This window comes from Microbacterium oxydans (assembly GCF_000956525.1).
In the GTDB taxonomy this organism is placed as follows: domain Bacteria; phylum Actinomycetota; class Actinomycetes; order Actinomycetales; family Microbacteriaceae; genus Microbacterium; species Microbacterium oxydans_A.
Window position 1 is genome coordinate 1 of record NZ_JYIW01000006.1, and the last position, 10,341, is coordinate 10,341.

Annotated in this window: 12 protein-coding genes; 4 read left to right on the top strand and 8 right to left on the bottom strand. The window is 69.1% G+C overall.

Features of this window, described 5'->3' with window-relative positions:
• The 8 genes from RS83_RS00115 to RS83_RS00150 form a co-directional block, all read right to left on the bottom strand.
• Positions 1-292 (bottom strand): ATP-binding cassette domain-containing protein (locus tag RS83_RS00115; RefSeq protein WP_045277466.1); only part of this gene is annotated, 292 nt, incomplete at its 3' end.
• Positions 289-1,086 carry an ATP-binding cassette domain-containing protein gene (locus RS83_RS00120; protein WP_045277467.1) on the bottom strand — a complete coding sequence of 266 codons (798 nt, stop codon included), beginning with the start codon at positions 1,084-1,086 and terminating at the stop codon, positions 289-291. The genes RS83_RS00120 and RS83_RS00115, both read right to left, overlap by 4 nt.
• Positions 1,083-1,943: an ABC transporter permease gene (locus tag RS83_RS00125; RefSeq protein WP_045277468.1), complete on the bottom strand. Its 861-nt coding sequence runs from the start codon at positions 1,941-1,943 to the stop codon at positions 1,083-1,085. Before RS83_RS00125 ends, RS83_RS00120 begins: the two co-directional genes overlap by 4 nt.
• Positions 1,940-2,902, bottom strand: coding sequence for an ABC transporter permease (locus tag RS83_RS00130; RefSeq protein ID WP_045277469.1), 963 nt, complete (start codon positions 2,900-2,902; stop codon positions 1,940-1,942). The genes RS83_RS00125 and RS83_RS00130 overlap by 4 nt, the downstream gene beginning before the upstream one ends.
• Before the next feature lie 53 nt (positions 2,903-2,955).
• Complete coding sequence (locus tag RS83_RS00135; protein ID WP_045277470.1) at positions 2,956-4,452, bottom strand: ABC transporter substrate-binding protein; 1,497 nt, start codon at positions 4,450-4,452, stop codon at positions 2,956-2,958.
• Positions 4,453-4,480: 28 nt separating this feature from the next.
• A complete protein-coding gene (locus tag RS83_RS00140; RefSeq protein WP_045277471.1) occupies positions 4,481-5,176 on the bottom strand; it encodes a DUF1684 domain-containing protein in 696 nt (231 codons plus the stop codon).
• Between the two features lie 310 nt (positions 5,177-5,486).
• The gene (locus RS83_RS00145; RefSeq protein WP_045277472.1) at positions 5,487-6,590 is read right to left on the bottom strand and encodes a hypothetical protein; all 1,104 of its coding nucleotides are present in this window, start codon (positions 6,588-6,590) and stop codon (positions 5,487-5,489) included.
• Positions 6,587-7,468 (bottom strand): hypothetical protein, encoded by an 882-nt coding sequence (locus tag RS83_RS00150; protein ID WP_045277473.1) that lies wholly within the window; start codon positions 7,466-7,468, stop codon positions 6,587-6,589. Before RS83_RS00150 ends, RS83_RS00145 begins: the two co-directional genes overlap by 4 nt.
• A 31-nt stretch (positions 7,469-7,499) precedes the next feature.
• Here RS83_RS00150 and RS83_RS00155 point away from each other — a divergent pair, with 31 nt between their 5' ends.
• The 4 genes from RS83_RS00155 to RS83_RS00170 are packed head-to-tail and all read left to right on the top strand — an operon-like array spanning position 7,500 to position 10,223.
• The gene (locus RS83_RS00155; RefSeq protein WP_045277474.1) at positions 7,500-8,177 is read left to right on the top strand and encodes a Pr6Pr family membrane protein; all 678 of its coding nucleotides are present in this window, start codon (positions 7,500-7,502) and stop codon (positions 8,175-8,177) included.
• A 42-nt stretch (positions 8,178-8,219) separates the two neighbouring features.
• Entirely contained in the window at positions 8,220-9,233 is a 1,014-nt protein-coding gene (locus RS83_RS00160; protein WP_045277475.1) for a hypothetical protein, read from the top strand.
• Positions 9,230-9,844, top strand: coding sequence for a GNAT family N-acetyltransferase (locus RS83_RS00165; RefSeq protein WP_045277476.1), 615 nt, complete (start codon positions 9,230-9,232; stop codon positions 9,842-9,844). Before RS83_RS00160 ends, RS83_RS00165 begins: the two co-directional genes overlap by 4 nt.
• A 22-nt stretch (positions 9,845-9,866) precedes the next feature.
• Positions 9,867-10,223 carry a hypothetical protein gene (locus RS83_RS00170; RefSeq protein ID WP_230115783.1) on the top strand — a complete coding sequence of 119 codons (357 nt, stop codon included), beginning with the start codon at positions 9,867-9,869 and terminating at the stop codon, positions 10,221-10,223.
• Positions 10,224-10,341 lie beyond the last annotated feature (118 nt).

The window sequence follows — 10,341 nt, forward strand, 5'->3', positions numbered from 1 at the left end:
ACCCGGGTGTGGCGGGGCCCAGCAACCCAGGGGTGGAGGGGTTCTGCGACCCGGGTGTGGCGGGGGCGGATCGGCGCTTCGCGCCGGGCGCGAGGGGCTCGCCCTCGAACAGCACCTGCCCGTCGCTGGGGGCGGCGAGGCCGAGCAGCAGCCGGAGGATCGTCGACTTTCCCGCACCCGACTCGCCGACGAGGCCGAGTGATTCGCCCTCGTCGATTCGCAGCGACACGTCGTCGAGCACGCGACGGGATCCGTAGGCGAACCCGGCGCCACGCAGTTCGAGCAGGCTCATGCGTCGGCCTCCCGTGCATCGAGGAACGCGTCGAGCGCTCGGGCGCTGTCGACCAGCATCCGCGTGTACGGCTCGGCCGGCGCCTGCAGCACCTGCGTGACTGAGCCCGACTCGACGACGAGCCCGTCGCGGAGCACGACGATGCGATCAACCATGCGCGACACGACCGCCAGGTCGTGGCTGATGAACAGCAGCGCCATGCCGCGTTCGGCGACGAGGCGTTCGAGCAGCCCGAGCACGCCATCCTGCACGGTGACATCGAGGGCAGTGGTCGGCTCGTCCGCGATGAGCAGCTGCGGCTTGGCGGCGAGGGCGATCGCGATCGCCACGCGCTGGCGCTGACCACCCGAGAGCTCGTGCGGGTACGCGCGTGCGAACCGCGGTTCCGACAGCGCGACCTCGTCGAGTGCGGCCGCGACGGCTGCCCGCAGCTCGGGACCGCGCAGCCCGAGATGGCGGCGCAGCGGTTCGGCGATCTGGCGGCCCACCCGCATCAGCGGGTCGAGCGCGGTGAGCGGCTCCTGGAACACGATCTGCGCGACGGGGCCTCGGAGCGGGCGCAGGTCGGCATCCCGAGCACCGACGACCTGTTGCCCGTCGAGCAGCACCGAACCCGACGCCACGAGTGCGTCTGGGAGCAGCCCGGTGACCGCGAGCGAGGTCAACGACTTGCCCGAGCCGGACTCGCCGATCAGCCCGAGGCGCTCGCCCGCAGCGACCGAGAACGACACATCGCGCACGAGTGCGCCGGAACCGGAGCGGACCGTGAGGCCCGAGACGTCGAGCAGGCTCATCGGCTCCTCCTGCGGGTCGGGTCGGCCAGGTCGCGCAGCCCGTCGGCGAGGAAGTTCACGCCGAGCACGAGCGCGATGATCGCGATGCCCGGTGCGATGGCGCCGACCGGCGCGGTGAGCACGGTTCCCTGCGCCTCCTGCAGCATCCGTCCCCATGAGGCGTTGGGCGGCGGCGCGCCCAGGCCGAGGTACGACAGGCTCGCCTCCGCCAGCACGGCCGCGCCGAACTGCAGCGCGAGGCTCACGGCGAGCGTCGGCGCGATGTTCGGCAGCACGTGCTGGAAGACGATGCCGAGCACACTCGTGCCGCTGGTGCGCGCGGCGGTGATGTACTGCTCCTGCAGCACGCGGCGCGCGAGGATGCGGGTGAGACGAGCGACGACCGCCGACATCGCGAGGCCGATCGCGAGCACGGCAGACCACAACGATGCGCCCTGTACCGCCACGACGAGCATCGCGAGCAGCAGCACGGGGAACGCGATCACCACGTCGAGCCCGGCCGAGAGCGTGTCGTCGACCCAGGGGCGGGCGAACGCGGCGATCAAGCCGATGAGCGTGCCGAGGACGGCGGCGATCGCGACCGCGCAGGTGCCGACGATGAGCGCGATCCGCGCGCCCCACATCAGCTGCGAGAACAGGTCGCGGCCGAGCCGGTCGGTGCCGAGCAGGTGCAGGGCGCTCGGACCCTCGAGGCGGCTGCCGCTGGTGTCGGCGAGCGGATAGGGCAGCCAGAACAGCGAGACCAGGGCGATCAGCACGATGACGCCGGTGAGCACGATGCCGATCAGCAGGGTCGCCTTGGGCCGCCTCCGCACGGGGACGGAGTCGGTGATCAGCTGTTCTGCGATGCGGCTCATCGGTTCCCCGAGACGCTCGTGCGCAGGCGCGGATCGATCAGACGCTGCACGATGTCGGCAGCGAACCCGACGAGCAGCACGAAGAGCGTGCTGACGACGAGAACGCCCTGGATGACCTGGAAGTCGTGCTGCTCGATGGCCGACAGCAGCAGGCTGCCGAGGCCGGGAAGCGTGAAGACGCTCTCGACGACGACTGCGCCGAGCAGGGTCGTCGACAGCTCGATGCCGAGGATCGCGACGACCGGCACCGCGCCGTTGCGCACCCCGTGACGCAGCAGCGCCTCGGCCATGCCGGAGCCTCCGGCGCGAGCGGTGCGCAGGTAGTCGCTGCCGAGCACGTCGAGCGTCGCCGACCGGACGTAGCGGCTGAGAGACGCGCTCATGACGATCACGATCGTGATGACCGGCAGCGTGAGCGAGCGCAGCGCATCAGCCGGATCCTCCCAGTCATCCCGGGGGAAGCCGCCCGACGGCAGCGCGCCGAGCCCCAGCGCGAAGATCCACACGAGCACGACGCCCACCCAGAACACGGGGACCGCGACGCCCAGCTGCGCGAAGCCCGAGAGCGCGATGCCGTACCAGCGGTCCGACTTCACGGCGGCGGTGATGCCGATGATGAGGGAGACGAGCAGCGCGACGATGAAGGCGATGAGCGTGAGCGGCAGCGTCACGGCGAGCCGGGCGGCGATGTCGGGACCGACCGGCCGCGAGCTCAGGAACGAGTCGCCGAGGTCGAAGCGGATCAGTTGGCCGGCCCACGTCGCGAACTGCTGCAGGAGCGGCTGATCGGAGCCGACCTGTGCGCGCGCTGCGGCGATTTGCTCAGGGGTCGCGTTCACCGAGAGCAGGGCGTTGGCCGGGTCGCCCGGCAGCAGTCGCAGCAGCACGAAGATCGCGATCATCGCGACGACGAGCGACACGACGAGGAACGCGAGGCGGCGAAGCAGGTAGGCGGGCATGGCTTCTCAGGATGGAAGAGGGGGATGCCGACACGCGGCATCCCCCTCGCGCGTCAGGACTTGACGATGTCGTAGGCGAAGAACTGCGAGTTCAGGCCGTTGACCGGATACCCGCTGAGGTCGCTGGAGGCGACCACGATCTGCGGGTACAGGTACAACCATACGCTCGCAGCATCCGCCGCGATCTTCTCGTTGACCTGCTTCAGGAGGGCCGTCTGCTCGTCGGTCGTGGCTGCCTGTTCGGCCTCCGAGACCCACTGCTGCACGTCGGCGTCGTTGTACCCCCAGTAGAAGTCGGGGTTGCCGTACCAGACCACGTCACGGTCGTTCACGTGCTCCTGGAGCGTCGCCTCGAAGTTCTGCTCCTTGAAGACCTTCGTGTACCACTCGTCGGCGCTGATCGTGTTGATCTCGACGGTGATGCCGACCTCGGCGAGCTGCGACTGCAGGAACTCCGCCACGGCGGGGTGCGGGTCGTAGCTCGGGGTGTCGAGCGTGAACGTGAAGCCGTCGGCGTAGCCGGCCTGCGCGAGCAGGTCCTTCGAGAGCTCGACGTCGTACGGGTTCACCGACGTGAGGTCCTCGTACCAGGGGTCGGTCGGCGGGACCATCGATCCGATGAGCGTGCCGTAGTCGCCCCAGATCGACTCGAGGAGCTTCTTGGTGTCGACAGCGGAGTAGATCGCCTTGCGCACGAGTGCGTTGTCGAAGGGCGCGACGCGGTCGTTGAACGCGAGCAGTTCCTTCGTGGTCGAGGTGCCCTCGCTGACGACGTAGTCGTCGGAGTCGAACTGCGTGAGCGAGTCGGGGCTCTGCACGCTGGTGATCACGTCGATCTCACCCGTGAGCAGGGCGTTGTTCTCGGCCGTCGCGTCGGTGAAGTACGTGTAGACGACCTCGCCGTTCTTGGCCGGGTCGCCCCAGTAGTCGTCCCAGCGCTGGAGGGTCAGGGTCGAGCCCTTCTTCCAGTCGTCGAGCGTGTACGGGCCGGTGCCGTCTTCCGTGCTGGTGATGTCGCCGGCCTCGTCGTTCACGATCCAGACGTAGCTGAGGTTGTACAGGAACGAGATCGACCGCTGCGACAGGGTGAACACGACGGTGTTGTCGTCGGGGGTGGCGATGTCGGCGATCGTCTTGAAGCTCGACTTGCGGGCCGAGACCGAGTCCTCGGCGGTGACGGCCTCGACGCTCGACTTCACATCGGCGGACGTGAGCGGGTCGCCCGAGTGGAACGTCACGTCGTCGCGCAGCGTGATCGTGTACGTCAGCCCGTCATCCGACACCTGGGCGTCCTCGGCGAGCAGCGGCTCGACCTCGCCGTCGTCCGTCAGCCGGTACAGGCCCTCGTAGACGTTGCCGGTGAGGGCCTCGGTCACGCCCTGGCCACCGCCCTGGGTGTTGCTGAGGTTGGTCGGCTCGTACAGCGACCCGATGAAGATCGTGGCGTCTTCACTCGCGGTGGCGTCGGTGCTCGTGCCTGACGCGCAGCCGGCCACGAGGGCGAGCGTTGCGACGGCGCCGAGCGCGCCGAGGATGCGGGTTCTTCTCATGAGTACTCCAGGGTGAGAGTGTGCGGCGTCACGCCGCGTAGATGTCGAAGCCGTCGCGGAACACGACGTTCTTCTCGCCTGCTCGGATCGGCAGGGGGAAGCGGTTGGATGCCGGGGGCAGCGGGCAGTTGTACTGGGCGCTGAACCCGCAGGGCGGCACGAAGGCGCGGTTGAAGTCGAGCACGACCGTTCCCTCGTCATCGCGCAGCTCGACGAACAGGAAGCGACCGGACCCGTAGGTCTCGGAGCCGTTGGTCTGGTCGCCGAACACGAGCAGCAGCGTGCCGCCGTCGTCGAACGCGGCGAGCGTGTACTCGCGGCCGTCGAGCTCGAACCGGATGTCGCCTGGCACGACGAGGTCGCGCGAGCCGCCGTTGTCTCGGATGTGCTCGAACGACACCCGACGGTCGCCGGCCACCGGGGTGAAGTGCCCCTCGAGCACCCAGGCGGGGTCGTACTCGTAGGTGTCGATGCGGTCGAAGGCACGGATGGCCGGAGCATCCGCGTCCCACAGGCGAAGCCCGTGCTCGGCCGCGCCGGTCTCGATGTTCGTGCGCTCGACGGGCGTCACGGTCACGGTGTCGGATGCGGCGAGCCGCTCGGCATCCAGATCCGGGCGCTCGCCGGTCCAGCGGGTCTCGATCAGGGCGAGGTTGCCGGTCGCCGACGTGACGGAGGCGCGGCGCTCGGCCTGCCAGGTGGTGTGATCTTCGCGTTCAGACATCACCTTCCATTCTCTTGCATGCAGAACGGAGTGGGGCCGACGTCGTCACGCTGAGTAACGCGGCCGGACGCGCAGAGGCCGGACGTGAAGAACCGAGGAGGGTAGTGGGGGTGGGTGTCGCTTGGGGACCGACATCCACCCCATCCCCCCTCGGGATCGGAGGAGGAGAAGTGAATCCTCCTCCGCAGACGGCTGAGCCGTCACACTCGCGGTCAGCTGGGGACTGACGCAGCGGAGCGTTTGCCAGGTATGGTATACCGGATGAGGTTGCAAGTGATTGCGCTCATTCACGTGCATGGAAGCCACGCGGTCAGTGCATCCGAATCCAGAACCAGATCAGCCCGAAGCCGATCAGGAACACGATCGGCACCCAGGTTCCGCTGCGCTTCAGCCGGCGTCCCTGCTGGGCCACCCCGGGCGGGGGAGTGAGCAGTCCCGCTGGTGGCGCGAACGGCAGCTGCACGGCGCCGGTCGTGAGCGCTGCGGCGCTGTTCTCGGCCCGCAGGCGGTCATCGCGCCACCGCGCCCACTGGTCGAACTTCGTCATGAGCGCGCCGACCGCGCCGAACAGCCACGCCCACGTCGCCGCGTCGAGGGTCGACACTCTGCGCTGCGTGTACAGGAACAGCCAGTCGTCGACGATCTCGACGTCGAGCTGGGCCGCATTGTCGATGAACCGAGCCATGATGTCCGGCGTGAACAGGTAGAGCGCATCCTGCTCGTAGCCGGCCGGGCAGTACAGGGTGAAGTGCTGATCGAAATCGCCCTCGAGCGACAGCCGCTGCTGCTTCTGGAACGAGGCCGGCAGATTCGACCCGAACCCGTTGTTGCCGACAGCGTCGAGCACGATGTTCGGCAGCGGCACGTCGAGCTTCACGGCGACGTAGCCCCACCGGTAGGTCGTGGAGCTCTTCCCGGATCGCACCGTGTACTGATAGTTGCCGAACTCGACGAAACGCGGACGGGAGCCGCGCAACAGGTCGGTCGACATCCGGGAGTTCCCGAGGCTGAAGATCATGCCCGGCAGCGGCGGCGAGTCGACCTGGGCCTCGTACTCCATGCCGTTCGCCTGCGCGAAACGGTGCAGCCGGTAGCGACGCTCGCGTCCGCGGCGCCACGTCAACCACGCGATCACGACCGCGGCGCCGAATCCGAGCACGATCAGGAGCACCGGGATCACGGCGATGCCGGGATTCTCGCCGAGGGACACGATGCTGATCAGGATGGTGACGAAGACCGGGATGATGATGACGGCCGCGACCACCGCCACGACGATGCCGATGACGACGGCGGCCGTCGCGGTGCCGGAGCGACGCGATCGCAGCTCGGCGGCGAACGACCGCACTGCCGCCGGATCGACGGGCTCGGTCAGCGGGCGCGAATCGAAGGTGATCGGATGCTGCGGCGTCGTCACCGGTTCACCTCGTCGGCGTCCCAGCCGAGGTCGGCGCCTTCCCGGATCGGCAGCGCCTCGATCCGGGCATCGGTGCAGATCGCACGGATCAGCTCATTCGAGCCCGCGACGATCGTGGAGTCGAAATCGACCTCGGTCACCAGCACCCAGGCTCGATCCTCGGGCCAGAGGATGCCCGGGCTCTGCGCGGACGGCGGGAAGCCGCGCTCCTCAGCGGCGACATCGCGCCAGGCCGCGTGCAGCACCCAATCCGGGTCGGCGAACGTGCGCGGCGCGGCGGAGAACAGCACGTGCTCGCGGTCGGGAAGCTGCAGCCGCGGGCCCTCCGAGATCGCACGCGACAGGATGCCCTCCTGCCAGGTCGGCTTGCGGAAGACGTTGTTGAACGGATCGTGCGTGCTGCGGTTCAGCATGGCCTGGTGGTGCGGATCATCGCTCGACACCGCGAACGCGCTGGACGGCGTCTGCCCGAAGTGGCCGAGCAGGCCCCCGTGCCCCTCCCACAGCGCGGCGACTCCGGCATCCGGTGTCGTCGTGTGCGCGACGAGGTGATCGGCCACGGCCGCGAGCTGCTCCGGGTCGAGCTCGCCCTCGAGCGGCGCCGAGTACTCACGGCCATCGGGCCCGATCCGGGTGCGCCAGTCTCCGTCGACCGGCGTGCGCACGATGCGCTGCCACTGGGCGAGCCCGTGCAGCGTGGTGCCGAATGCTGCGGCGGTCGCTGCCCAGGTGGTCGGTGCATCGTCGACCAGCGGCGGATGGAACACCCTGGCGTACGCGGGGTACCCGCGGGGCACGACACCGTGCATGGAGGCGAAGCCCGGGTCGAGGCGTTCGCGCAGCCAATCGCCGACGCTCGGGTTCGCGATCCACTCCATGCCACCCACGCTACCCACATAGAGTGTCGGGGTGACCGCCGAGACCGACTTCGCCAGACGGGTCGCCGCGTGGGGGCTGTGTCGAACGGTCGCCGGGGTGTTCGTCGTGGCGGTGCTCTGCTTCGGCTACGGCCTTCGCATCGCCGTCGGAGACGCCAACCCCTTCGACTACTTCGGCTACTTCACGAATCAGACGAGTCTGCTGGCCGCCGGCATCCTGATCGCCACGGGCTCGCTGATGATCGTGGGGCGACGGGTTCCGCCTGTGCTCACGCTCGCGCGCGGCATCGTGACGGCGTACCTCCTGGTCGTCGCCCTGATCTACAACCTGCTGGTTCCCGGAACCGGCTCGGCGCCGCCGTGGATGAGCTTCGTCCTGCATGTCGTGTTCCCGCTCCTGGTCGCACTCGACTGGGTGTTCATCGGCGACCGGCCCCGACTCGCCTGGCGACGGATGTGGATGCTGCTCCCGTACCCGATCGCCTGGCTGGTGGTGGTGCTGGTCCGTGGCGTCACAGACGGATGGGTGCCCTACGGGTTCCTGCTGCCGGAGCGTGGCCTCGCATCACTGCTGCTCCACATCGTGGGGCTGCTCGCGACGGTGATCGCGGCCGGTGCGCTGGTCTGGGCGGCGAGCAGATCGCGTGGCGCCCTGCTGGCCGACGGCCCGAAGAAACCGCGCCCCGGTCGTGCGTCCCCACTACGGTAGAGGCGTATCGCGGACGCTCGACGGCCCAAGGGGAGATGTCGCATGGTGAATCAGACCTCGGTCATGCCCGGCGAACGGGTGTTCCGCCGGCATCCGCTTCGGGCAGCGATCGGCGCGCTGGTGCTCTCGGTGGTGCTGTCTGCGGCGACGCTCTTCATCCTTCCGCGGTTCCTGCCGCGGAACATGGAGCTCTCCACCCGCGGGCTGATCGTCGCGGTCGTGGCGATCGCGCTCACCGTGGCTGTCTGGGTGAGCACCTTCTGGTTCCGGAACATGCGCATCGTCGTGCGCCCCGACGCCGTGGAGATCGGTCGACCGGGCGCGCGGGAGACGTACGTGCGCGCCGCGACCGGATTCCGCTCGCAGATCACCGAGCACCGCACGAACGGTCTGCGCAGCGGTGTCACGCGCGCCCTGATCGTGCACAGCGCCGGCCGGGAGATCACGGTCGAACTGCCCGGATTCACGCGGGCCACCTTCAATGAGCTGATGGCCGAGCTGAACCCGATCGCGCAACCGCGCCTCGCCGACCCGGTGGACGACGCCAGGGCCAGGGCGCACCTTCCGCGGATGTTCACGGTCGACGCCTCGCGTGAGCGCGGGTTGGTCCGTGGACTGACGATCGCCACCGTCGTCTGCGCCCTGGCGACGGCCGCGACGATCGTCCTGGTCCTGCAGCCCGGATTCCTCGACAGCGAGCTGTCGGCCCTGGTCCTCCTGGCTCCGTTCGCCGGGCTCGCCGCGATCGCATGCGGGATCCTCGCCGGGCTGCGCAGCAGGGTCGCACGGTCGGCGCCGACGCAGATCTCCCTCACGCACCACGGCATCCGCATCGACGACGTCGACCATCCGTACGACCAGATCACCCGCCTCTGGCTGACGCCACCCGCATACCCGAACCGTCGACTCCGCATCGAGCGCACCAGCGGGCGCCCCGTCAGGCACATCCTGTCGTCAGCACGCATCGAGATCAGCCCGGACTACGGCGACCTCCTGCTCACCCTGCGAGCCGACACCGCCCAGCGGCCGGGGCTCATCTCCATGGACCTCGAATGACCTCGGAGTCCGAGGACTCGGAGCGCGGCCGCGGCATCCGTCTCGCGCCCGACTACCCGATCCGCACCGAGCGTCTGCTGCTGCGCCCGATCGTGATCGACGACGCCGCGGCGATGCACGCGTACAAGTCCGACGCGGATGTCGTGCGCTATGTGCCCTACGCCCCGCTCGAACTCGCAGAGGTCGAGCGCCGCATCGCGACGACCTGGTCGAACACGCGGTTCGCGCAGCATGGCGATGCCGTGTGCCTCGCCGTCGAGGAGCGCGCGACCGGGGAGTTGATCGGCGACGTCGTGCTGTTCTGGCGCAGCGAGGTCGATCGCGCCGGCGAGGTCGGGTACATCTTCGACCCCCGGTCAGCGGGTCGAGGCTTCGCGACGGAGGCGGTCGGCGCACTGCTCGCGCTCGGTTTCGACGGGCTCGGGCTGCACCGCATCTCCGCGCGGATCGACGAGCGCAACACCGCATCGGCGCGGGTCGTGGAGCGGCTCGGCTTCCGGCAGGAGGCCCGACTCGTGGACAGCGAGTGGTTCAAGGATGAGTGGTCGACGCTGCTGATCTTCGGGCTGCTCGACGATGAATGGCGCGCGTCCGACGCGGTCGAGGGCTGACGGCATCCCCCATAATCGAGGAGTGACTGCCACTGCGACGCTCCCTTCCCTCGACGGCCGCCGATTCGGGATGGTCTCCTCGACCACCTCAGCGGTCGACCCCGACGCACCGAGCGTGTTCGAGTATTTCGAGCGCGACGGCGCCATCTGGGGCGGCTATGAGGGCGACACCGTGACCTTCGGCAAGTTCGTCGGCACGCGAACGGGTGACACGATCTGGGTCTCATTCGTGCACGTGCTCGTCGCCGACGGCACGGTCGTCACCGGCGACGGCGAGAGCGAGATCGAGCTCACGGAGGACGGACGCCTCCGCCTGGTCGAGCACTACGAGATGCACGGCCTGCCGCAGCTCAGCGTGTGCGAGGAAGTCCCGGCCTGATCGCGCCTCGTCTCGCCTGATCGCGCTCCGCCCTCGCCTGAGGAGCCACGAAACGCCGCGATCGGATGCTGCGCTGCGGCGTGTGTTGACCCCTCACGGGGTGGGGGCGCGGGGGTGG